The sequence below is a fragment of the Pseudomonas sp. NKUCC02_KPG genome (assembly GCF_019345465.1).
GTDB lineage: Bacteria > Pseudomonadota > Gammaproteobacteria > Pseudomonadales > Pseudomonadaceae > Aquipseudomonas.
The window spans coordinates 15,796-39,525 of record NZ_JAHKRC010000021.1 but is presented as its reverse complement, the minus strand read 5'-3'; the positions used below and the strand labels follow the sequence as shown (position 1 = coordinate 39,525).

At 60.9% G+C, this 23,730-nt stretch carries 19 protein-coding genes; 13 read left to right on the top strand and 6 right to left on the bottom strand.

Translation table 11 applies throughout. From position 1 onward, the window contains the following. Positions 1 to 5 precede the first annotated feature (5 nt). From KO536_RS22625 to KO536_RS22605, 5 genes are all read right to left on the bottom strand, one after another. The gene (locus KO536_RS22625; RefSeq protein ID WP_219263037.1) at positions 6 to 1,274 is read right to left on the bottom strand and encodes an S-type pyocin domain-containing protein; all 1,269 of its coding nucleotides are present in this window, start codon (positions 1,272 to 1,274) and stop codon (positions 6 to 8) included. 179 nt (positions 1,275 to 1,453) lie between these two features. After that, complete coding sequence (locus tag KO536_RS22620) at positions 1,454 to 2,134, bottom strand: GntR family transcriptional regulator (RefSeq protein WP_133076847.1); 681 nt, start codon at positions 2,132 to 2,134, stop codon at positions 1,454 to 1,456. A gap of 86 nt (positions 2,135 to 2,220) precedes the next feature. Beyond that, on the bottom strand, positions 2,221 to 2,922 hold the full coding sequence (locus tag KO536_RS22615) for a cyclase family protein (RefSeq protein WP_219263036.1): 702 nt from the start codon (positions 2,920 to 2,922) through the stop codon (positions 2,221 to 2,223). Between the two features lie 106 nt (positions 2,923 to 3,028). Beyond that, positions 3,029 to 4,414, bottom strand: coding sequence for an ATP-binding protein (locus KO536_RS22610; RefSeq protein ID WP_219263035.1), 1,386 nt, complete (start codon positions 4,412 to 4,414; stop codon positions 3,029 to 3,031). Beyond that, entirely contained in the window at positions 4,411 to 5,121 is a 711-nt protein-coding gene (locus KO536_RS22605) for a response regulator (protein ID WP_133076845.1), read from the bottom strand. The genes KO536_RS22610 and KO536_RS22605 overlap by 4 nt, the downstream gene beginning before the upstream one ends. 211 nt (positions 5,122 to 5,332) lie before the next feature. Between KO536_RS22605 and KO536_RS22600 the strand changes: the two genes are divergently transcribed. The 10 genes from KO536_RS22600 to KO536_RS22555 all read left to right on the top strand — a co-directional run bounded on the left by KO536_RS22600 (position 5,333) and on the right by KO536_RS22555 (position 17,756). Then, the gene (locus tag KO536_RS22600) at positions 5,333 to 7,711 is read left to right on the top strand and encodes a TonB-dependent siderophore receptor (protein WP_219263034.1); all 2,379 of its coding nucleotides are present in this window, start codon (positions 5,333 to 5,335) and stop codon (positions 7,709 to 7,711) included. 24 nt (positions 7,712 to 7,735) lie between these two features. Continuing rightward, entirely contained in the window at positions 7,736 to 8,416 is a 681-nt protein-coding gene (locus tag KO536_RS22595) for a Fe2+-dependent dioxygenase (protein ID WP_133076843.1), read from the top strand. A 71-nt stretch (positions 8,417 to 8,487) separates the two neighbouring features. After that, positions 8,488 to 9,561, top strand: a complete 1,074-nt coding sequence (locus KO536_RS22590; RefSeq protein ID WP_257623059.1) for an ABC transporter substrate-binding protein — start codon at positions 8,488 to 8,490, stop codon at positions 9,559 to 9,561. Then, a complete protein-coding gene (locus tag KO536_RS22585; protein WP_219263033.1) occupies positions 9,558 to 10,619 on the top strand; it encodes an iron ABC transporter permease in 1,062 nt (353 codons plus the stop codon). The genes KO536_RS22590 and KO536_RS22585 overlap by 4 nt, the downstream gene beginning before the upstream one ends. Further along, on the top strand, positions 10,616 to 11,410 hold the full coding sequence (locus KO536_RS22580; protein WP_219263032.1) for an ABC transporter ATP-binding protein: 795 nt from the start codon (positions 10,616 to 10,618) through the stop codon (positions 11,408 to 11,410). The genes KO536_RS22585 and KO536_RS22580 overlap by 4 nt, the downstream gene beginning before the upstream one ends. Positions 11,411 to 11,660: 250 nt before the next feature. Next, on the top strand, positions 11,661 to 12,671 hold the full coding sequence (locus KO536_RS22575) for a zinc-binding alcohol dehydrogenase family protein (protein ID WP_219263031.1): 1,011 nt from the start codon (positions 11,661 to 11,663) through the stop codon (positions 12,669 to 12,671). A gap of 10 nt (positions 12,672 to 12,681) precedes the next feature. Beyond that, on the top strand, positions 12,682 to 13,821 hold the full coding sequence (locus KO536_RS22570; protein WP_219263029.1) for a mannitol dehydrogenase family protein: 1,140 nt from the start codon (positions 12,682 to 12,684) through the stop codon (positions 13,819 to 13,821). A 30-nt stretch (positions 13,822 to 13,851) separates the two neighbouring features. Further along, positions 13,852 to 15,381, top strand: coding sequence for a UxaA family hydrolase (locus tag KO536_RS22565; protein ID WP_219263027.1), 1,530 nt, complete (start codon positions 13,852 to 13,854; stop codon positions 15,379 to 15,381). A gap of 1 nt (position 15,382) precedes the next feature. Beyond that, the gene (locus KO536_RS22560) at positions 15,383 to 16,342 is read left to right on the top strand and encodes a sugar kinase (protein WP_219263026.1); all 960 of its coding nucleotides are present in this window, start codon (positions 15,383 to 15,385) and stop codon (positions 16,340 to 16,342) included. 70 nt (positions 16,343 to 16,412) lie between these two features. Further along, entirely contained in the window at positions 16,413 to 17,756 is a 1,344-nt protein-coding gene (locus KO536_RS22555) for an MFS transporter (RefSeq protein WP_219263024.1), read from the top strand. Here the strand turns inward: KO536_RS22555 and KO536_RS22550 are convergent. Next, the gene (locus tag KO536_RS22550) at positions 17,743 to 18,699 is read right to left on the bottom strand and encodes a LysR family transcriptional regulator (protein ID WP_219263022.1); all 957 of its coding nucleotides are present in this window, start codon (positions 18,697 to 18,699) and stop codon (positions 17,743 to 17,745) included. The two genes, KO536_RS22555 and KO536_RS22550, sit on opposite strands and share 14 nt — an antisense overlap. A gap of 152 nt (positions 18,700 to 18,851) precedes the next feature. On the opposite strand from KO536_RS22550, the gene KO536_RS22545 reads away from it, so the two are divergent. From KO536_RS22545 to KO536_RS22535, 3 genes are all read left to right on the top strand, one after another. Continuing rightward, positions 18,852 to 20,171, top strand: coding sequence for an L-fuconate dehydratase (locus tag KO536_RS22545; protein ID WP_219263021.1), 1,320 nt, complete (start codon positions 18,852 to 18,854; stop codon positions 20,169 to 20,171). Between the two features lie 97 nt (positions 20,172 to 20,268). Further along, positions 20,269 to 20,970 (top strand): FadR/GntR family transcriptional regulator, encoded by a 702-nt coding sequence (locus KO536_RS22540; protein ID WP_219263020.1) that lies wholly within the window; start codon positions 20,269 to 20,271, stop codon positions 20,968 to 20,970. 174 nt (positions 20,971 to 21,144) lie between these two features. Then, on the top strand, positions 21,145 to 23,301 hold the full coding sequence (locus KO536_RS22535; RefSeq protein ID WP_133076832.1) for a methyl-accepting chemotaxis protein: 2,157 nt from the start codon (positions 21,145 to 21,147) through the stop codon (positions 23,299 to 23,301). The last annotated feature ends 429 nt before the right edge of the window (positions 23,302 to 23,730 follow it).

Genomic DNA, 23,730 nt, shown 5'->3' with positions numbered 1-23,730 from the left:
GGCACTTACCTGTGATTCTCAATATGGTTTTTTGGAGTATTGACTCGTAAGTTGTCCACGTCATAAACAGGCCCTCCGTCCGTGATGCGCTCGACATGGTGCAGTTCGAAAGTATTTCTCTTTCCGACGGTATCCCGTTCCCGAGCATTTGGTGCGTAACCTTCACGCATACGATTGCGGTTACGCTTTACAAACTGCGCACTCAATTCTGGATCATTCGCAACTTCCTCCCAAAATGCCGCCCGGAATTTGTCGAAGCTAGAGAACTTGCGACCTCGGAGTCTATCGGCAATGCATGTTGGAATCGGTGCGCCTGGTCCGGTGTCCGCCCCAGCTAGCCAGATTCCTGATACGTCCTGCCCGCTGCCTGTCACCACACCAGGAACATGGCGCACACTTAATGACAGGTATATTGGCGCGATTTGCGGCTGACTCGGAAACCAGATAATCGCGTCCTGATAATCCGGTGGGTACTCGGGGTTAATCAGGATCTGGTCAGCTTTCTCGCCCGGTGGATACACCCACACGGCAGGCTTCAGCGTGACCCCTTTGAGCGCCGGTATCCCCAGCACGGCGTTGGGGTCTGCGGCCGGGGTCCAGATGATTTCTATGCCACCGCCGAAATCCGCCACCAGTTGCTCGCCACGTGGCTCAGCTTTGATCACCGGGACGTTCTGCCATTGCGATTGGCCCCCGGTGTAAAACCCGTACAGGTCGACCGAGCCGTCGGGCAGGTGTTTAACCGTTACCCGTGCCCGCGTATTGCCCTGGGTCAACTCGGCATATTGCGCGGACGAATAGAACGCACTGTCGGGCGAGGTCGTGTTCGGCATCAGCGCCGCCACAACGATTGACAGGTTGGCGGGCACCACCGCCGCAAGGGTTCCGCCCAGGCGACTGGCCAGGGCCGTAGCACTGGCGAAACCGCCAATCCACTCCAGGGCTGTGGCGCCTGCCGTCATCGCGCTGCCCGAGCCGAGCACCGCGTAAGTTCCGTACTGTTTCAGCGACTCCACCGGTATAAAACCTTGGTGGTTCGTGACGCCATCGGGCAGTGCGCAGGACTTCGCAAAAACGTAGCCCGCCTGCTTGCCCTCTACCTTTCTCTGGGCCGCTTCCCAGCGTTCATCGGTGTCCCGGTCGTTCTTTTCGTTCGCGGCCACCGCTCTGGCCCAAGCCGCCTGCGCCGCCTCGGCTTTTTCTTGGCTGTCGTCAAACGCTGGAATGGGTAGCGAGTCCGGAGTGTCTTTAAATCCGGGTTTGTTTTGGTACATGAACGCTCCATGTCATCAGAAAGAATCCTGGGGCAACGCCAGGCATTATTCCTTCAGGCAAAATAGGGTGAGTATTTGCGTTCCATCCTTGGGCCAACTAGGGGTGACAAAATCTCCGGTCTGATGGACGGCTCGTCAGTCGCAACGAATCCGAGTAGAAAATAGCGTTGATTGCGGGCTCAGTGGCTTTGCGGCAAATGCTCGAACAGGGTTTTGCACACCCCGGCGATATGTTCATCCAGCAGCCCGACGGCCCGCTCCACATCACCGGCGCGGCAAGCATCGAGTATCTCCCGGTGTTCGTGATCTGCGCGGTGCTTGCCTGCCGACAAACTCATCTGGATACGCAGGTAGCGTTCAAGTTTGTCGTTGACCGAGCGGATCAGGCTGATCATGAAGGGCCGCTGCGCCGGCTCGTAGAGGCAGGCGTGAAGTTCCCAGTTGAGCTCGGCCCAGCGACCCACGTCATCCTCGCCGACAAACTCCTTACAGATGCGTTCGGCGCGAGCGAAGGTGTCCGCGGTCATGTTGGGGATGGCCAGGCGCAGCAATTTGTCTTCGAGCAGCATGCGCACTTCAAACATCTGGGCCAGCTCGGCCTCGGAAATCCGCGTGACCATGGCCCCGCGATTACGCTGGAACATCACCAGGCCTTCAGCCTCCAGACGCTTGAGGGCTTCGCGTACAGGAATCTTGCTGACATTGAACTGGCGGGCGATTTCGTCCTGGCGAATCGGCTCATCCTCGGCAAAGTGCCCGGCGACGATGGCATCGCGCAGATGCAGGGTGATGATTTCCGAGGTGGACGGTGAGTTGCCCAGGTCGGGAGCATTGAATTTTGGGTGGGCCACGGTCGTCATCGTTCACTGGTAAAAAAGATATGGTATACGAAAGTCGAAAGGTATTCCTTGTGCCGATGGTCGGTTGGGCTTCTTTGATTAAGGTCTCAGCGGACAAACGCCAGCACGCTGGCTGGCGACCCGGAGCCCGCCTGCAGGCGAAGCACGCCGATAACCAGCGTAATGCCGGTTGGCGGTAACTGGTCAAGATTGTTCAGGCACTCCAGAATTATGCCGTTGCGCGCCAGTACTAGCCGGTTGCAGGCAAAGGATGTTTCCTGGCCGGGATCTACACCGTGGGTGTCGATCCCTATCCCGGCGATGGCGCGTTGCTCAAGCAAAAAACGGCTGGCATCGGCACCGACGCCAGGAAAGTGCAGGCCTTGCTCATCGCCATTGAAAAATCGCACGGGTTGCGACCAGCGCGATTGCCAGCCGGTATGAAACAGCACCACCGAGCCGGCTTCGATGAGGCCGTTGTCGACTTCCCACTGCTCAATGTCCTGAATACTGATGACATGGTCCGGGTTGTCACGGGCCGGGGCCTGAACATCAATGACCACGGCCGGGCGCACAAGGGCCTCGGGTCGATAGCCGTCGATGCCCATTGCCTGGGGAAAAAAACTGCTCGGGGCGTTCATGTGGGTTGCGCTGTGCTCGCCCATGCTGAAGCTGCGCAGGTAATAACCGTGTTCCTGCAGTGAGGCCTGGGGAGTAAAGGTGGTGGGTGGATCATCGGGCCAGACGGGGATATGGGTAGTAATCAGATGGCTGAGGTCGACAATTCGATCGAACTGGATGTTTGGCATGGCTGATTTGCTCCTCGGTGAGGTCATGCATGGTGCCAAAGATTATTTGATCAAACAAAGCGCAATTCAGATCTGATAGGGACTCCGTTTTTTGTGTCGAAAGGCATTACCCTTCGTGTTCAAACCTGAGCACGGCATCCAGCCCGCCGTCGGGTCGATTGTGCAGTTCCAGTGTTCCACCGTGGGCCGCCGCGACGGTCTGGGCGATGCTCAGCCCCAGGCCATAGCCACCGGTGCTGCTGTTGCGCGATGACTCAAGGCGATAGAACGGCTCCATAACCTGGGTCAGCTGTTCGGGCGCAATCCCCAGGCCGCTGTCCCTGACCGTGATGGTCAGGCTGGCGGGCTGCTCGTCGACGATCACGTGCACGTCACGGGCATACCGCACGGCATTTTCCAGCAGGTTCTGGACGCAGCGTTTCAGGCTGCGGGCATAACCCGAGAGCGGTCGGGCAGCCCGGCCGGTGAGGGCGATGTGTTCACCCACATCCTGCAGGTCGGCCTGAAGGCTTTGCAGCAATGCGTTGATATCGATGCTCTGGCGGGGCTCGTTGATTTCACCGCTGCTGACGAAGTCCAGGGTGGTGGACACCAGCCCCTCCATATCGGTCAGGTCTTTGCGAAAACGCTCCTTGAGCGGCTCGTTGTCGAGCATCTCGGTGCGCAGTCGCAGGCGTGTGATGGGCGAGCGCAAGTCGTGGGACACCGCCGCCAGAAAACGCGTGCGCTCGGCCAGACTGGCCAGCAGGCGTTGTTGCATCAGGTTGAACGCCTGGGCGGCACGTTGCACTTCCACCGGCCCCTTGATGGGCAGCGGCTGGCGCCGGATGTCCTGGCCCAGCGCCTGGGCAGCCTGTGCCAGTTGATTGAGCGGGCGAACGGCCAGGCGCACCGCCAGCAAGACAATGATGGCCACTACGATGATCCGCACCAGATAGATGCGCAGAAAGTAATCGATCATCACATCCGCCGGCGCCAGGCTGGTCCAGCCCTGATCCTCGCGGGCTTGTACATGCAGCCAGCGGCCATCGGCCAGGCGCAGCTCAAGGGTAAATTGACCGGCGGCGGGGCTTGAACCGAACAGCGTATCGATCCCGGCCTTGTGCCCCTGATTGTCGAGCAGGGTCAGGTTGAGCAGGTTCAAGGGTGTTTGCGTTGCCGTCTTTTCATCGATCAGGCTGCGCAGCAACGACTCGGTTGCCCGATCCTGGGCCGTGAGCGGCGCACGTTCGGCACTGGGGGCATTACGCAGTTCAAGGTTGAAGGCGGGGGTGCTCAAGCTTTGCAGCAAAAGCCCGGTGCGCCGGGGATCGGTCGTTGCCATGCGGACAATATCGGCCAGGCGACTGGCGATCAGGCGCGTGGGGATTTCCAGTACCTGGCTGTGGCGCACGTCATACCAGATGCTGCTGGTCAGCACTTGGGCTGCCAGCATGCCGCTGACCAGAATCACCACCAGCCTCCCATAGAGGGTGCGGGGCAACAGGGTCATGACTCGCTCGTCACGCAGGCCGAGGTGAGCATATAGCCCTCATTGCGCACGGTTTTGATCAGGCCGGGCGCCAATTGCTGGCGCAAACGGCTGACGCAGACATCAATGGATCGGTCGAAGGGCGTGCTGTCCTTGTCGAACACATGGTTGAGCAAAAAGTCCCGGCTCAACGGACGGTTGGGGTGCTGCAACAGCAAGCGCAGCACGCGGTAGTCGGAGTTTCCCAGGCTGATCACCAGACCGTCGGCGGACAGCACTTGCCGGGCGCGGGTGTCGAGCCGCCACTCATCAAAGCGCACATAAGTGGCCTCATCGACCCGGGCACGCTGCGGAAAACTCTGCGCCCGGCGCAACACCACTTTGATGCGTACCAGCAACTCCCGGGGGTCGAAGGGCTTGGGCAGATAGTCATCCGCGCCGATCTCCAGGCCCACGATACGGTCTATCAGGCTGGCGCGTGCGGTCAGCATGATCACCGGGATATTGGAGCTGCCGCGCAGCGTGCGGCACAGGCTCAGGCCGTCTTCGCCGGGCAGCATCAGATCGAGCACGATCAGGTCGATAACGCTCAATTCCAGACGGCGGCGCATTTCCTTGCCATCGCAGGCGGTGGACGCCTGATAACCCGCGTCGCGCAGATAGTCGGCCAGCAACTGGCGGATGTCGGGGTCGTCATCGACGATTAACACATGATCTTGCTTGGACATGGGCAGTACAGACGCCTTGAGTCAGATGAACATTGAGCCGGGGAGGGGCGCACAAATAGCCGATTCCACGGCGCGCAGCCGGGCTAAATGTAATGGAATGTTGTGGGTGCTGTTTTCATGCACTGGCAATACAAAGTCAGGCGATCCGCTGCAATGACGCTCTTTAGAATGGCGAATCTAAATGCGAGTCATTGTAATTAAGGAAGGCCCGATGCCATCGTCACCCGATGCGGCAGTAGTTCGCAATACCCCTTGTGCATTGAACAGTACGCTTGCCCCCGTTTTCAGCCTGCTGGCCCTCGGCGTATTGAGCCCGGCGAGCCAGGCGGCGCAGTCCTCGACAGAGGTGCTGACCCTGCCCGCATCGAACGTGGAGGGCTCTTATGACTCGCCGTTCAAGGTCGACGAAGTGTCATCGCGCAAGGTCATGACGCCGCTGCTGGATGCCCCGCAGAGCATCACCATCGTGCCCCAGCAGGTGCTCAAGGAGCAGAACGCCCAGAGCTTGCAGGACATCTTGCGCAATGTGCCGGGCATCACCTTCATGTCCGGAGAGGGCAATCTCGGCTGGGGTGATCTGTTTTCCATCCGCGGGTTTTCTTCCGAGCAGAGCCTGACCGTCGATGGTGTGCGCGATGCGGGCATGTCCAGCCGCAACGACACCTTCAACCTGCAACAGGCCGAGGTGTTCAAGGGCACCGGCGCCATCGAGTCGGGTATTTCGGCAGTGGGCGGCAGCGTCAATCTGGTGAGCAAGGAAGCCCATATGGGGGATGCCAATCGGGTGTCTGCCGGTGTCGGGACCGATGGCTATCGACGCCTGACCGCTGATATCAACCATGAGTTGAATGACACCAGCGCGGTGCGCATCAACCTGATGAAGCACCAAAGCCAGGTGGCTGAACGCGATGAGGTCGACTACGACCGCTGGGGCATTGCCACCTCGCTGGCTCTGGGGCTGTCGACGCCGACCCGGGGCTTTGTCGATTTTTTCTACCAGAAGGATGACAACACCCCGGACGGCGGCCTGCCGATCTTGCGCGGCACAGATGGCAAGCGCATGCCCGGGGTCAAACGCAGCAACTGGTACGGCGACTCCAGTCTGTACACCCAGCAAACCGAGACCACTTCGTTGACCGGGCGCCTGGAACACGACTTCGACAACGGGACGTTGCTGACCAACCAGGTGCGCTGGCAGCGCACCGACAGCTTTTCGGTGCTGTCACCGGCGCGTTTTACCGCCGCAGGCGCCGACGGCGCGAAAACCTGTACCGCCAACCGTTGCGCAACCCTGGGTTATGTCGGCGTGGGGCCGGTGTCGACGGTCAACGGGGTCAATGTCTACACCGACTACACCAACACCGGCAGCACCGCCAACGGGATACTGCGGGGCAGTGATTTCGGCTTGTCCAAACGCTACACCATCCTCGATAACCAGACCGACCTGAGCTTTGAATTCGACACCGGCGCCATCAGCCACAAGGCCGTGGCCGGGCTCGATGTCTACCATGAAACCTACGGTGGCCTTGAGCGCAACGCCAAGGTGCCGGCGCCGAACATGACGTTCGACATGGCTGACCCACAGCATGACTTTGCGGCGGTCTACACCACCAAGGGCGTCGGCGAGCCGCGTTCGAGCATCGACAACGCCGGGCTGTTTTTTGGTGACACCCTGACCCTGAATCAGTGGTGGCAGGTCATGGGGTCCCTGCGCTATGACCACTGGAGTGCCGAAACGACTCAGCGTGGCCAGGACGATGTCAAGGACACCTCGGGTGCCTGGAGCGGTCGCGCCGGGGTGGTATTCAAACCACAACCCAACGGCACGATTTACGCGTCCTACAGTGAGTCGACCCAGCCTTCGGCGCTGGGAGCCTCGACCAACAACCAGATCTACGGTGCTGCCAGTACCCGTCGCTATACCCCGGCCAAGTCCAGGACTTATGAGCTTGGCACCAAGTGGGACCTGCTGGACAAAGGCATGAGCGTGACCGCGGCGGTGTTCCGCACCGAGCTGGTCAACTCCTGGGAATACGCCGAGGGTGAAGCATCGCCGGTGCGTGCCTTGCCTGCCAAGCGGGTCGATGGCGTGGAGCTGGGCCTGCAAGGCACCTTGACCGATCGCTGGACGGCCTACAGCGGTTTCTCGGCCCTCAAAAGCGAACAGACCAAGGGTGTCAACAAAGGCGCAGAGGCCAAGAACGTGCCCGACCTGACGGCCAACCTGTGGACCACCTACGCCTTTACTGATGACCTGAGCTTGAGTTATGGCGCCAACTACGTGGGTCGTCGTCGCTACACCGACAACAAATACGTGGGTGGCCTGAATAACAACAGCAGCTATGCCGACGGTCCTTCAGGGGTGCTTGCGATCTACACCCAGGACAAGGAAAAGGCCCCCGGCTACTGGGTGCACTACCTGGCAGCGCAGTACAGGTTCAATCGCCAGACCACGGTCAACCTCAATGTCGACAACCTGTTCAACACCTTCTACTTCAGCCGCGTCGGCGCCTCGCTGGATGGCTTCCAGCTGTATGGCGTGCCGGGAGCCGGACGCACGCTGACGGCGAGTATCGATTATGACTTCTGATTCCGGGTTGTTGCGGAGCGAGAGATGCTGATCGAAATCGCTGACCTGTTCAGCCCGCAGGAAGTGACCGAGATGCGCCGCGTGCTGCTCGATCAGCCGTGGGTCGATGGCAAGCAGACCGCCGGAGTGCGCTCGGCGCGGGGCAAGTTCAACCGCCAACTGGCCGAAGACAACGAGGTCGGCCTGCTGCTGGGCCAGCGCATTCTGCAGCGGCTGTCCGATAACGCGTTGTTCATGTCTGGCGCGTTGCCCAAGCGCATCTACCCGCCCTTGTTCAACCGCTACAGCGCAGGCGAGTCGTTCGGTTTTCATATCGACAACGCCATTCGCGGCATCAAGGGCGTTCGTGAACGGGTGCGCACGGACGTGTCCGCGACCCTGTTTCTGGCCGATCCCCACAGTTATGACGGCGGCGAACTGGTGATCCGCGACACCTTTGGCGAGCGCAGCGTCAAGTTGCCCGCCGGGCATCTGGTGCTGTACCCGGGCAGCAGCGTGCACAAGGTCAACCCGGTGACCCGGGGCGAGCGTGTTGCGAGTTTTTTCTGGATCGAAAGCCTGGTGCGCGAAGACAGCCAGCGCAGCCTGTTGCTGGACATGGACGTGGCCATTCAACGCTTGACCGCCCAACAGGCGGATGACGAATCACTGCTGCAACTGAGCGGCGTGTATCACAACCTCTTGCGGCGCTGGAGCGACGTTTGAGCCTTTTATTCAGCGGGAGATTTGCCGTGTCGAGAGTGTTTTTGCGTCAGGCCTTTGTACGCCTTGGGGCCATGCTGGTGCTGGTGGCGTTGGGGACTTCGTGCGCCAGTGCCAAAGAGGTCACTGATGCCTTGGGGCGGGTGGTCAAGGTGCCGGACCAGGTGCAGCGGGTGGTGCTGGGGGAAGGGCGGCTGATTTCGGCCTTCGCGCTGCTCGACCGCGATCAGCCGTTCAAACGTATCGTTGGCTGGCAGAACGACCTGCGCAAGCTTGACCCCAACACCTACGCGGCTTACGTGGCGAAGTTCCCCGAGGTCAAGGACATCCCGTTGATCGGCCAGGCCTCCGAGCAGAGTGTCAGTGCCGAGCAGATCCTGGCGCTCAAGCCGGATCTGGCGGTGTTCAGTATTTCCGGGCATGGCCCCACCGATCACAGCCCGGTGGCCGATGTGCTGGAAAAAGCCGGGATTGCGGTGTTGTTCGTCGATTTCCGGGTCAACCCGATGCAAGGCACCGAGGACAGCATGACAGCACTGGGCCAGGCGTTGGGGCGCGAAGCCCGGGCCAGTGCCTTTCTTGATTTCTACCGCCAGCACATCGAACGAATCACCCAGACCCTGGGCGCGATCGATGACAGCCAGCGCCCAAAGGTGTTTCTGGAACTGCTGGGCGGGGTCTGGGCCAATCCTGGGCATACCACCGGCAAGGGCGGCATGGGCGAGCTGATCCGCCTGGTGGGCGGGCGCAATATTGCCGAGGGCGTGGTGCCCGGGGCGCTGGGAGACATCAGTGTTGAATACGCGCTCAAGGCCGATCCCGATGTGTACATCCTCTCGGGCAATCAAAAGCCCGGTGTGATGCTGGGCGCGGGCATCGATGAACAGACGGCCCGGGCGTCCCTCAAGCACGTGCTTAAGCGTGCGGAGTTTGTCGAGCTGCGGGCGGTGCGCGAGGGTAATGTCCATGGCCTGTGGCACGACTTTTACAATTCTCCGTACAACATTCTCGCCATTGAGGCGATGGCCAGGTGGATTCACCCCGAAAGGTTTGCCGACCTTGATCCACAGCTGACGCTGGCTGAAATCAACCGACAGTTCCTCGATACGCCGCTGGCGGGCCAGTACTGGATCAGTGAGCAGAAATGACCTCAATCGCCAACCCGGCAGTGATTGCTGCCAGCCAGGGTTATCGGCGTCTGCTGGCGCGACGGTGTTGCCTGTTGCTGGTGATGGGCTGCGCGCTGGTGGGCGCCGTGCTGCTGGACCTGTCCACCGGCTCGTCAGGCATGGGGCTGGGGGACTTGATCCAGGGGCTGCTGCACCCGCAAACCCTGGACGTGACTGACCGCGTGATCATCTGGAATGTGCGTCTGCCCTATGCGCTGATGGCCGTTATGGTCGGCGCAGCCCTGGCCCTGGCCGGTGCGGAAATGCAGGCGATCCTCAATAACCCGCTGGCCAGTCCGTTCACCCTGGGCGTGTCGTCGGCCGCTGCGCTGGGGGCTTCGCTGGTGATCGTGTTTCCGGTGAGCAGCGCCTTGTTGAGTCGCGACTCCCTGGTGGCCCTGTCGGCTTTTGTGTTTGCCTGCGGCTCGATGTTCCTGCTGCACGGCATGTCGCGGCTGCGCGGGGCAGGGGTCGAGACCCTGGTGCTGTTCGGTATTGCGCTGGTGTTCAGTTGCAACGCACTGGTTGCCCTGTTGCAGTTGCTGGCCACTGAAGACGTCCTGCAGCAACTGGTGTTTTGGAGCCTGGGCAGCGTGGCCCGGGCCAATTGGGACAAGCTGGGGATTCTGGCCCTGGTGGTGGCGCTGACTGCGCCGTTTTCCCTGCACGCGGCTTCACGCATGACGTTGCTGCGCATGGGCGAGGAGCGGGCGCAGAGCTTTGGCGTGGATGTGCGGCGGCTGCGGTTTTTCTCATTGCTGCGCATCAGCCTGTTGGCCGCCACGGCGGTGGCGTTTGTCGGCACCATTGGTTTTATCGGCCTGGTGGGGCCGCATATTGCGCGGATCCTGATCGGTGAGGACCAGCGCTTTCTGTTCCCGGCCAGTGCGCTGGTGGGCGCGTTGTTGCTGTCGCTGTCCTCGGTGGTCAGCAAAATAATCATGCCGGGCGTCATCGTGCCGGTGGGCATCGTCACCGCGCTGGTGGGGGTGCCGATTTTTGTGGCGCTGGTCTACAAGCGGGGCAGGCAGTTATGAGTGAGCAGGGGTTGTTGATCCGTCACGGGCACGTGAAGTACGGGCGCCGGGTGGTGATTGGCGATGTCTCGTTGCCAGAGCTGCATCCCGGCACGCTGACCGCCCTGATCGGGCCCAACGGTGCCGGCAAATCAACCTTGTTGCGTGGGCTGGCGGGGCTTGAGCCCATGACCGGTTCTGTCAGTCTGCAAGGTCGGCCACTGGCGCCGATGTCCGTGGCCCAGCGCGCCCGTCTCATCACCTACATGCCCCAGCACTTGCCACCCGGACTGGGGTTGAGTGTGACCGAAAGCGTCATGGCGGCGTTGCGGGTGGGGGCAGGCGGCGATTACCTGTTGCAAGCCTATGAGGCCTTGCAGCGCATCGGCATCCAGCACTTGGCCGATAACCTGCTCAACGCATTGTCCGGTGGTCAGCGGCAACTGGTCAGCCTGGCACAACTGATTGCCCGCAGGCCCCGTGTGATGCTGCTGGATGAGCCCACCAGTGCGCTGGACCTGAGCTATCAACTGCGGGTAATGGAATGCGTGCGGGCGATGGTGCGACAGCACGGGCTGATTGCCGTGATCGTCATGCACGACATCAGCCTGGCGGCCCGTTACGCAGACCGGATTGCGGTATTGCGCGAGGGCGCGCTGATCGGTTTCGGCCCCCCGGAGCAGGTGCTGACCCCGCAACTTTTCGCCGAGGTTTATGGGGTTAATGCTCGCGTTGAGCGCTGTTCGCAGCAGACCATCCAGATTCTGGTGGATGGTGCGCTGGAGGTGATTCAGGTCGGGCATCAGGGGTAGGGGCTGAATTCAACGGAAATCAATTTGGTAAGGCCAATTCAATTATTATGAAAACTGGTCTTGCCAATTTTTTTGGCTGCGTGTAATTTTCGAGGCGTGATCATCCAAGCGGCACTCAAGCCTGCACACAATAAGAGGAGATCCAGATGCCCTGTCTTTTCCCCTCCGTTGCTGCAGCCCCCCCTGTTTGTCACCCCTCTATCACCTCGCCTGTACCCGTAGCCCCCGGGCTAACGACGGAGAATAAAAAATGCTGACTGTGATCTGTAACGAGCCGCGCTCGCTTACCGCCATCGAAAGTCCGATTCCCGAGCGCAAGCCCGGCGAAACCCTGATCAGGGTCAAACGCGTGGGCGTATGTGGCACTGACCTGCACATTTACACCGGCAACCAGCCGTTCCTTGAGTACCCTCGGGTCATGGGCCACGAGTTTTCCGGCATCGTCGAAACCAGTGAAGAGGGCAGCGGTCTGGTCGCTGGGGACGTGGTCTACGTGATGCCCTATATCTCGTGTGGCACGTGCATCGCCTGCCGTCAGGGCAAGACCAACTGCTGCACCCGGATTCAGGTGCTCGGCGTGCATTGCGACGGCGCCTTTACCCAATACCTGAGCGTGGCCCATCAATTCATTCACAAGGCCGAGGGCGTGTCGCTGGACCAGGCGGCAATGATCGAGTTCCTGTCCATCGGCGCCCATGCGGTGCGCCGCTCGAACATCCAGGCCGGGCAGCGCACGCTGATCGTCGGAACCGGACCGATCGGCATGGCGGCGGCGATCTTTGCAGGGCTGCGCGGGGCCATCGTCACCGTGCTCGATACCCGTGACGACCGCCTGGATTTTTGCCGCAAGCACCTCAATGTTCACGCCGCAGTGAAAATTGGCGAGGGTGACAAAGAGGCGCTCGCCGACCTCACCGAAGGCGATTTCTATGACGTGGTGTTCGACGCCACCGGCAACGCCCGGGCCATGGAGCGCGGCTTTGAATTTATCGCCCACGGCGGCACCTATGTGATGATTTCCGTGGTGCGTGACTCGATCACCTTCTCCGATCCCGAGTTCCACAAGCGCGAAGCCACCCTGATGGGCAGCCGCAATGCCACTGTCGAAGACTTCCGCTACGTCGAGCAATGCCTGCGCGATGGCCTGATCCCGGACCAGGCGCTCAATACCCACCGTATCCCGCTCAGCGAAGTCGTGAACCAATTCACTACGCTGCTGGATCCGCAGCAAGGCGTGGTCAAAGCCATTATCGAGTGCTGAGGGGGTGGTGATGAGCGATAGCCAATTTCCGCCGATCCTGCAGTTCGGTACCAGCCGGTTTCTTCAGGCTCACGTCGACTTGTTCGTGTCCCAAGCCCTGGAGCGTGGCGCAGCCCTGGGCCGCATCGCCGTGGTACAGAGCACCGACAGCCCTGCCAGCACTGCGCGCACCGCAGCACTGGCCAGCGGTACACCGTACCGGGTGCTGATCCAGGGCATCGAAAACGGTCAGGTGGTGGAGCAGAACCTGTGGGCCTCGGCCATCAGCCGCGCGGTGCATGCCACCGAGCAATGGCCGGTGCTGCGCAAGGGCTTTGTGGAGCAGGTCAAAGTCGTGGTGTCCAATACCGGGGACCGGGGTTATCAACTTGATTCGCGGGATACGCCGGCGTTGCTCGACGCGGATGCCCCGGCACCGGTCAGCTTCCCGGCCAAGCTGTTGGTGTTGTTGTATGACCGCTGGGTAAACAACCCCCAGTCCACCTTGTCGCTGTTCCCCTGTGAACTGGTTGCGCGTAACGGCGACGTGCTGCGCGATCTGCTGGTAACGCTGGCCCGCCGTTGGGCGCTGGGCGATGCATTCGAGGCCTACCTGATCCACACCTGCCGCTGGGCGAACTCCCTGGTCGACCGCATTGTTTCCCAGGCCCTTGAGCCGGTGGGCGCGGTGGCTGAGCCCTATGCCCTGTGGGCGATCGAGCGCCAGGAGGGGCTGACCCTGCCGTGCAGCCATGAGGCCATTGTCCTGACCGATGACCTGGACGATTTCGAGCGCCTCAAGCTGTTTACCCTGAACCTGGGCCACAGCTATCTGGCCGAGCGCTGGTTGAGCGATGGCCGACCGGCCACCGAGACGGTCTACCAGGCCATGCAGAGCCCAGCCTTGCGCGCCGACCTGGAAGCCCTGTGGGCCAGCGAGGTGTTGCCGGTGTTCGCTGCCCTCGGCCAGTTCGACGTGGCGCAGCGTTACGTCGACAGCGTGCGTGAACGCTTTGGCAACCCGTTCCTGCAACACCGTCTCGCTGATATTGCGGTTAACCATAAAGACAAGAAGACACGCCGTTTGCTGCCCCTGATCGAGCTGGCTGAACAGCTTGCTCCCGGTCTTGAGCAGCCGATGTTGCGGGCCGTCCTGCTCAGCCAGCACTGAGTGGCGCGCCATAACCGTTGAGGATCCACCATGAACCTTGCAAGCTCATCCTTACTGGTACTGACTGGGGGCGATGACGTCGCGGTCGCACGCGGCGATATCGCCCAAGGCCAGGTATTGCATGCCGACGGCCTGGCCATCATCGCCCGGACCGACATTCCCTCGGGCCACAAGATCGCCCTGCGCGGTGTGGTTTGCGGGCAGCCGATTCGCAAATACGGTCAAATCATCGGGCAGGCCACCGTGGACGTGAAGCCCGGTGACTACGTCCATGTACACAACCTTGAAATGCCCTCGGGCAGTTCCACCAACACCCTGGCCAACGTCTACCAGCCCACTGTTTTCAACGACAACGACGTCAGTTTTGACGGCTATCTCCGTGCCGATGGCCGTGTGGGTACGCGCAATTACATCGGGGTCATTTCCAGCGTCAATTGTTCGGCCACCGTGTGCAAGCAGATTGCTGCGGCGTTCGATGCCGCCCACCTGCGCGATTACCCCAATGTCGACGGCGTGGTTGCAATCACCCACGGCAGCGGCTGTGGCATGGGGGCCAAGGGCGACGGGATCGAGATCCTCAAGCGCACCCTTCGCGGCTATGCAGACCATGTGAATTTTGCCGGTGTACTGGTGATCGGCCTGGGGTGTGAAGTCAACCAATTGGCCCCGTTGATGGAGCAACTGGCCGATCGGCCGGCAGCGCTCAAGGCCAGCCTGGTGATCCAGGAGGCGGGCGGCACCCGCGAAACGGTGCAGCGGGGGATCGAGCTGGTACAGGCAATGCTGGCGCCCGTAAACAGCCAGCAGCGCAGCCGTGTATCGGCCCGGCACCTCACCGTGGGCCTGCAGTGCGGCGGTTCGGACGGGTATTCGGGGATCACCGCCAACCCGGCCCTGGGGGCGGCGGTGGACCTGGTGGTGCGCCACGGGGGGACGGCGATTTTGTCGGAAACCCCCGAAATTTATGGTGCCGAGCACTTGCTGACCGCCCGTGCCGCTACACCGCAGATCGCAGAAAAATTGATGAGCCGGATTCATTGGTGGGAAGACTACGTGCGTCATCACGACGGAGACATGAACAACAACCCGTCACCGGGCAACAAGGCCGGTGGCATCACCACCATCCTTGAAAAGTCCCTGGGCGCAGTGGCCAAGGCGGGCGCCACCGGCCTGATGGGGGTTTACGAGTATGGCGAGACGATCGAACAGACAGGCCTGGTGTTCATGGACACCCCTGGCTACGACCCGGTGTCCGCCACCGGTCAGGTGGCGGGCGGGGCGAACCTGATCTGCTTCACAACCGGGCGCGGTTCGACCTACGGCTGCAAACCGACGCCGTCCCTGAAAATCGCCACCAATACCCGACTGTTCGAGCGCATGGCTCTGGACATGGATTTCAATGCCGGTGCGATCGTCGAGGGTGCAGAGTCAGTGGCCGAAGCCGGTGAGCGGCTCTTCCAGTTGATGCTCGCAACCGCGTCGGGTCGCCCCACCTGCAGCGAAGAAAACGGCATGGGCGACAACGAATTCCTGCCTTGGCAAATCGGTGCGGTGATGTGACATGAGCGACTCAACAGAAACGATCGACATTGTGACCTGCGGTGAGGCGATGGGCCTGTTCAGCGCCATGACCGACGGTAGCCTGCATGAGGCCGAACAGTATGTGCGTGCCGCCGCAGGCGCCGAGCTGAATGTGGCCACGGGCCTGGCACGCCTTGGTTTTCGGGTCGGCTATATCAGCCGCTTGGGGGATGACACCCTCGGCCACTGGCTGCGCGAGGTCATGGCGCGTGACGGTATTGACCACCGGCACACCGTGCAGGACAGCGAACACGCCACGGGCCTGATGTTCAAGTCGCGCCGTTCGGACGGCGGCGACCCCGACATCGAGTACTACCGCAAAGGTTCGGCGGCCAGTCACTTGAGCCTGGCCGATTATCCGGCCGGGTACTGCCGTGGCGCCAGGCATCTGCATATCACGGGCATCAGCCCGGCACTGGGCGACAGCGTGTGCGAGCTGATTGTGCACATGGCCCGTGACATGCGTGCCGCAGGCTGCAGCGTGTCATTCGACCCCAACCTGCGGCCACGGCTCTGGGCGTCCCAAGCCCACATGGTGGCTTGCCTGAATGATCTGGCCGGGCTGGCCGACTGGGTGTTCCCCGGTCTTGCCGAAGGCCGTTTGCTCAGTGGCCTCGAACAGCCCGCCGACATTGCCCGGTACTTCCTGGACAGAGGCTGCTCCCTGGTGGTCATCAAGCTCGGTGCCGAGGGCGCCTATTACGCCAGCGCCACTGAAAACGGCTACAGCCCCGGCTACCCGGTGAGCAACGTCGTGGACACCGTGGGCGCGGGCGACGGTTTTGCCGTGGGCGTCATCAGCGCCTTGCTCGAAGGCTCAAGCGTTGCAGGGGCCGTGGCCAGGGGCAACCTGATCGGCGCCCGGGTGCTGGGTTTCCCGGGAGACAGCGATGGATTACCGACACACGCAGAACTGGCGAGGTTTTCCGAACACACGTGATACGCAGAGTGAAGATGCCTGAGTGCATCCTGGATAACACCTACTCCAACAATAAGAAGAGGTACGTTCCATGAGTTATCAAGCGTTGTATGACTCGCCCGCGCTGGCGAGCGGCGTCAAGAAAGCAGCGATCCGGCTGTTGCCGTTTCTCGCCCTGATGTATGCCCTGGCGTTTATCGACCGCGCCAACGTCGGTTTTGCCAAGATCGCCTATCAAGCCGACACCGGTATCGGTGACGCCGCATTTGCCTTGGGCGCGGGGATTTTCTTTATCGGTTATGCGCTGTTTGAAGTGCCCAGCAACCTGATCCTGCAGCGAGTGGGCGCGCGGGTGTGGATGGCACGGATCATGGTCACCTGGGGGCTGGTCTCGGCGTCGATGATGTTCGCCACCAGCGAGACATCCTTCTACGTCATCCGCTTTTTGCTGGGGGTGTCCGAGGCGGGCTTCATGCCCGGGATCATCCTGTACCTGACGTACTGGTTTCCGGCCAAGCAACGTTCTCGCGCCATTGGCCTGTTCTACTTTGGCGTACCGGTGGCGATGCTGATCGGCAGCCCGTTGTCGGGGTTCATCCTCGATACCAGCAACCCCTTTGGCCTGACCAACTGGCAGTGGATGTTTGTGGTCGAAGGCCTGGCGGCCTCGGTGGTCGGGGTGATTGCGTTCTTTTATCTGGCGAGCCGTCCAAGCGAAGCCAAATGGCTGACCGCTGAAGAAAAACACGCCATGAACACCGTCATTGAAGGCGAAGAAAAGGCCAAGGGCTACGCCAGCCACGGCTCGATCTTTGGTGTACTCAAAGACAAGCGTGTACTGATGTTTATCGCCATTTACTTTTGCGTACAGATCGGTAATGCACCGCTGGCGTTCTACTTGCCGGCCAAACTGGCCTCGACCCTGGGTGGTCAGGTCAACACCTCGGTCGGCCTGCTGCTGATGATCCCCTGGCTCTGCACCATCGTCGCCATGCGTATCGCCACGGTGTATGCCGACAAACACAACAACCATCGCCTGGTCGCATCCTCCATGCTTGCCGTTGGCACGCTTGCCTTTGCATCGCTGTCGGTGATCAACACGCCAGTGCTGACCCTGTTGGCGTTCTGTATCGCCATACCGGGTCTGGTGGCCAGTCAGCCCGTGTTCTGGAGCCTGCCGACCCGTCATTTGGGCGGCACCAGCGCGGCTACCGGGATCGCCTTCATCATCTCGATCGGCAACCTGGGTGGCTTTGTCTCGCCGCAGATCAAGGCCTACGCCGATACAGTGACCGGCAACAGCAGCACCGGCTTCCAGGTCGTGGCAGCGCTGTGCTTTGTCAGTGTGTTGTTGCTGCTGATGCTCAAACGCACACCGTCGACGGCGACCACTGCTTACGTGCCGCCTGCCGACCTGACGTCTAGTCGCCCGTAACCCCGCCTGTACCCTCAAGGCCGGCCTGCACCCGCAGCTCGGCCTTGACCACTTCCATCGCCGCCGTGGGCACCCGTCCTTTGCGGCTGATCAGCCCGAAGGGCATCAAGCGCGCCGCCACCGTGATCGGCAGCGGTGCCAGCACCCCCAGTTCGCTGTAGTACTCCACCAGTGACAGCGGCATCAAGGCGAGCATGTCGGTTTGCTGGAGCAGTGAGACCGTGAGCATGGTCGAGGCGGTTTCAAGTGGGCTGGCAGGAGCCTGCACCTGGGATTGGCGAAAAATCTGCTGATAGATTTCCCGCAGCGGCGCGGGTTGCGATTGCACGATCCAGGGGTAGCGGGCCAGGGTTTCCAGGGTGACGTCGCTGTTGTGCTGCTGCGGATGGCCGGTGCGAGCGACGATCTGAATCACCTCTTCATCGAACGCTTCGAAGTTCAGGTCTTCGGTTGGCCAGCCATCGGTGATTCGGGCGATGACCAGGTCCAGCTGATCAAGACTCAAGGCCTGGAGCAGCACGTCACTGGTGTCGATGACCACGGTGATGTTCAGCTTGGGATGGCGTTGGGTCAATTGCGCCAGGGTGCGTGGCAGCAGGCCGCCCACCAGTGACCCCATTGAACCGATGCGCAAGGTCCCGAGATTGCCCGATTGCAGGGCCGTCATTTCTTCGTGCAGGCCGCTCATGTCAGCGAATACCAGCTGCGCATAACGAATGGCCGCTTCCCCCAGCGTGTTCGCGACCAGGCCCTTGTGGGTGCGGATAAACAACGCTTCGCCCACCAGGCTCTCAAGCTCGTGCAGCGCCTTGGTCACTGCAGGCTGGGTCAGCGCCATGATGTTCGCGGTCTTGCGCAGCGAGCCTTCTTCAGACAGGACAAACAGCAGTTGCAGGTGGCGCATGCGCAGGCGACTGCGAAACTGTTCAAGCGGCTTGATCATGGGGCGATTACCTGGAGTGATCGGTGTAGTCGAAACATTCAATTTCGCAGAGGGGTCGTGCAGGACAGACTGCGGGTGCGGCACGAAAATAACATGAATAAGCCTGCATCCACCGCAGACGGCGGGGCAAGCTTCAACTTCAGGATAACCCCATGTCTACCCTTATTACCCAGGTCGCTGTCCGCGATATTCGCTTTCCTACTTCCAGAAGCATGGATGGCTCGGATGCGATGAATTCGACGTCGGACTACTCAGCCACCTATGTCACCTTGCACACCGATTCGGGCGACGGGCTGGAAGGGCACGGTCTGACATTCACCATCGGGCGCGGTAACGATTTGTGCGTTGCCGCGGTCAAGGAACTGGCCAAGCTGTTTGTCACCGGTCGTACCCTGGAAAGCATCATCGGCAACTTCGGGGCCTACTGGCATGAAATCGTTGCCGGTGACTGCCAGCTGCGCTGGGTCGGCCCGGAAAAAGGGGTGGTGCACCTGGCCACCGCGGCCATCATCAACGCGCTGTGGGACCTGTGGGCCAAGAAAGAGGGCAAGCCGGTCTGGAAACTGCTTGCCGACATGAGCCCCGAGGAGCTGGTGCGCTGCGTCGACTTCACGTTTATCACCGATGGCCTGACGCCACAGGAAGCCATAGCGATGTTGCGTCGTGCGGCACCGGGCAAGGCCGAGCGCGAACAGCAGATGCTGCGCGAAGGCTACCCCGGCTATACCACCGCTGCCGGCTGGCTGGGTTATTCCGAAGAAAAAATGCGCCGCCTGGCCCGTGAGGCGGTGGACGCAGGCTGGACCCATCTCAAGCAGAAGGTGGGTGCCGATATCGAGCAAGACATGCACCGCGCCCAGATCCTGCGTGAGGAACTGGGTTGGGATCGCAAACTGATGATGGACGCCAACCAGACCTGGGACGTGGACGAGGCGGTCAGCAACATGCGGCGTCTGGCCGAGTTCGATCCCTGGTGGATTGAAGAACCCACCAGCCCGGACGACGTGCTCGGTCACGCGGCGATTCGCCAGCGCATCCACCCGATCGGCGTGGCCACCGGTGAGCATGCGCACAACCGGGTCATGTTCAAGCAGTTCTTCCAGGCCGGTGCCCTGGACTTCTGTCAGCTCGACCCGGCGCGCCTGGGTGGCCTGAACGAAGTGCTGGCAGTGGTGTTGATGGCCGCCAAGTTCGGTGTGCCCGTGTGTCCCCATGGCGGGGGTGTCGGCTTGTGCCAGTACTCGCAAAACATTGTGCTGTTCGATTACATCGCGGTCTCGGCTTCGCTGGAGAAACGCGTGCTGGAATACGTGGATCACCTGCACGAAAACTTCCTCGAACCGATCGTGATACGCCGCGGACGCTACATGCCGCCCCAACAGCCGGGATACAGCGTGACGATGAAACAATCGTCCCTGGAGCACTTTGAGTACCCCAATGGCCCGGAGTGGCAAGACCAGCATCAGGGCTGATCTGCCAGATGAAGTGTCCAGGGCGGCCACCGAGGTTTCTCCAGTCCACCTCGGCCTCTGTGGTAGCCTTTGGCATCATTTCTCGGACTCAGACTCGATGGTCTCCTCCTATCCTGCTCCAGAGCGCAAGCTCTACCAGAAAATCGCCGACCGGCTTCGTGAATACATCGTTCAGGGCGACTTCAAGGTCGGCTCGCGTTTGCCTCCTGAACGCGACTTGACGCAGTTGCTGGGGGTGTCACGGCCTTCGTTGAGGGAGGCGCTGATTGCCCTGGAAATAGAAGGCAGTATCGAAATCAAGATGGGCTCCGGGGTCTATGTTGCCGCGCGCGTGCCCGAGGGCGGCGCACGCACGGTGACCCTGGGTGAGAGCCCCACCGAACTGATGCAGGCGCGGGTACTGATCGAAGGCGAGGCCGTGGTGCTGGCCTGCATGCACGGGAAGAAAAGCGATTACCGCTACCTCAAGGACTGCATCGACGCCATGCGTGCGAGCATCAAGGCCAATCGGCCACCCCTGTATGACGACCGCAAGTTTCACCATCGCCTGGCGAAAATGACCGGAAATTCCGCGCTGGTGCGGATCATTACGTCGTTGTTCGACGAGCGCCACAGCCCGATTTCATCGCACCTTAGCGAACACTCCGAAAACCCCGGGACCTGGGATGCCGCCGTGATCGAGCACGAATTGATCCTGCACGCCCTGGAGAGCAAGGACGTGATCGCTGCGCAGACAGCCATCCGCCAGCATTTGCTGCGCTCAGAAGCCCGTTGGCTGGGGGCGCTGGAGGCGGAGTGATATCTGCTCCTCGTGCAGGGGGCGCCATAATGGAGCGTATTGCCCCGGGTGCACCGGCGTGAGGCATCAGCTGTCGCGTTCCACCCTTGCAAGGCTTGGCCGTGAGGGCGGTTTCGAGTTGGCCTGGTAGTTGCTATCAATTTGACATCATTTATGTCATTGAGAGTGTATTGAATGCCGCTATCCAGCAGTTCCATGACGCTGTCCTCTCGAGAGAAACACTGGCTACCCTGGTTCGGCAAAACCGGAAAAATCATGATGGGCTGGTCGTGCTGGCTTAATCGCGCGGCTTACCCTGTGATTGAACAGACATTCGAAGCCATCGCTGAGACCCGTGTGCAGTTGCTGCAAAACTGGACTCGCGAGCAATGGGAGCACCTGGCTGAACTGGCAGAAAGCCTGGCCGGTGACTTCGCCCAACTCGATAGCACTTCGCTGACGGACAAGCTCGCTCAGGCAGAAGACTTTTCAGAATTATTTGTGCTTGATACCCGCGCCAATGTCCTGGCCTCGACCTGGAGTCGGCGCGCGAGCACCAGTCTGGAACATGCACGGGCATTGGCAGAAGGCTTGAAGGCGCCGTTTCTGCAGGGGCCTTACTGCGACCCGCTGACCTTGCAGATCGGCCCGTCTTCTTCACGCTTTCACGATGAAGTGACATTGATGTTCTATCAGCCGATCAAGGTCGGCGCCACCGTGCTGGGGTGCCTGTGCGGTCGCGTACCCAACGATGTGCTGGGTGATCTGATCCAGCGCGAGGCCGGGCACATCTTTGCCGAGTCCGGTGACAACTACCTGTTCATGGCCCAGTCCCGTTTTGATCCGGCCATTGCGCCAGGGACCGCCTTGTCCCGATCGCGCTTCGAGGACGGTACATTCACCCATGGAGAAAACCTCAAAAGCGGGGTGCAAACGCCCTGGAGAACCGTCCAGATACAGCGCCATACCGAGCTGGAACTGCGCTTCACCGACCCTGCCACACAGCAACTGCACGCGGGCGTTCGCGAGACCATCCGTACGGGTTCCAACCTGTTCGTGACCTATCCCGGTTATTCGGACTACCGGCACATTCCGGTGGTGGGCAAGGGCGTCACGTTTCAGTTACCGGGTTCACCGGATCGCTGGGGAATGATGTGCGAGGCCGACCTGGAGGAAGTCTATCGTCGGCGCTCCCTAAGTTATGGTCTGATGAAGCCTTACCTTGCGACCATGGCAGGCCTGTTTGCCTGCAACTACGTGGTCCGGCATTACAGTGGCCTGGGCCAGGACATGATTGATGCCGCCGAAATTCTGAGCATGGTGTGTGCGGCAGTGCTGTTCAGCCGGTGGGGGCCAAAAAGACTGGCTGCCAGGCTGAACGTGATGACGGGCGTGATCATGACCATCGCCGAGGGTGAGGGCAACCTGCGCCAGCGACTGGACACCACGAAAATGGCCAATGACGAAACCGGGGATATGGGGCGCTGGATCAACAGCTTCATCGACCATCTGGACTCGGTGGTCGGCCAGGTGGTGAAAGCCAGCAGCACGGTCGGCAGCACCAACCGGATGATGCTGGGGCGTAGCCAGCAAGCCAGTGTAACGTCTGCCGAGGTCGGCGAAGCGGTTCATCGCATGATGATTATCGTCGAAGACCAATTGGGCGAGATCCAGCAGGCCTCGGCCAGTGCCGAGCACATGAAGCAGGCAATGGATGAAGTTGTCGCCCGTGCCCGCGAACAGTTTCTTGCCGTACAGGAAGGCACGCAGTCCATCAGGGATGTGGTTGAGCGTTCATCTTCGAGCGTGCAGTTGCTCGACAGCAAGATGACTCAGATTGGCAACATCACCGGTCTGATCAGCGCCATCACACACCAGACCAATCTGCTGGCGCTCAATGCTGCCATTGAAGCTGCGCGTGCGGGGGAGCATGGGCGGGGATTTGCGGTGGTTGCCGATGAAGTGCGAAGCCTGGCCTCACGCACATCGCGCGCGGCTGAAGACATCAGGCACATGGTCGAAGGTTTGCAGAGCGAAACGCAAAGAGCGGTCAGCTTCATGGAGGAGGGCGTCAAGGACGTCGATAACAGCTTGCGCCTGGCCGAAGATGCGTCCTCGGAAAACGTACACCTGCACCAGGCGGTTGAAAGCATGTTTGCGATCATCCAGCAACTCAACATGCGCAGTCTCGACTATGGCAGGACGATCAAGCAGGTCGACCATAGTTCCACGCAAATGCGCCAGACTGTTGTGATGCTGCAAAACAGTGCTGAAACCGTGCGGCTCAATGCCAATAAACTGCAAAAACTGGTGGGGCAGTTTGAAGTGAGTCGAGTGCTGGTGAAGGCTTGATAATTGGGGGCGGAGGGTCAATCAGGCACACCGCGTGTACCGGTTTTGCGACCGCTGCGCGCTCGATCGCAGCCTCGTTCTACTCGTCAGCGGCTACACGCGGTACACCCGGGATGGGGGCCGAAGCCTGTAGTCGCTGACGAGCCGTGCGAGGCTGCGTCCGGCTGCGCAGCAGTCGTAAGGTCGGCTTCCACGGTTAATCAGGCAAACCGCGTGTACCGGTTTTGCGACCGCTTTGCGCTCGATCGCAGCCTCGTTCTACTCGTCAGCGACTACACGCGGTACACCCGGGATGGGTGCCGAAACCTGTAGTCGCTGACGAGCCGTGCGAGGCTGCGTCCGGCTGCGAAGCAGTCGTAAAGTCGGCTTTCACGGTCAATCTGGCACACCGCATGTACCGGTATTGCGACCGCTGCGTCGCAGTGGCGC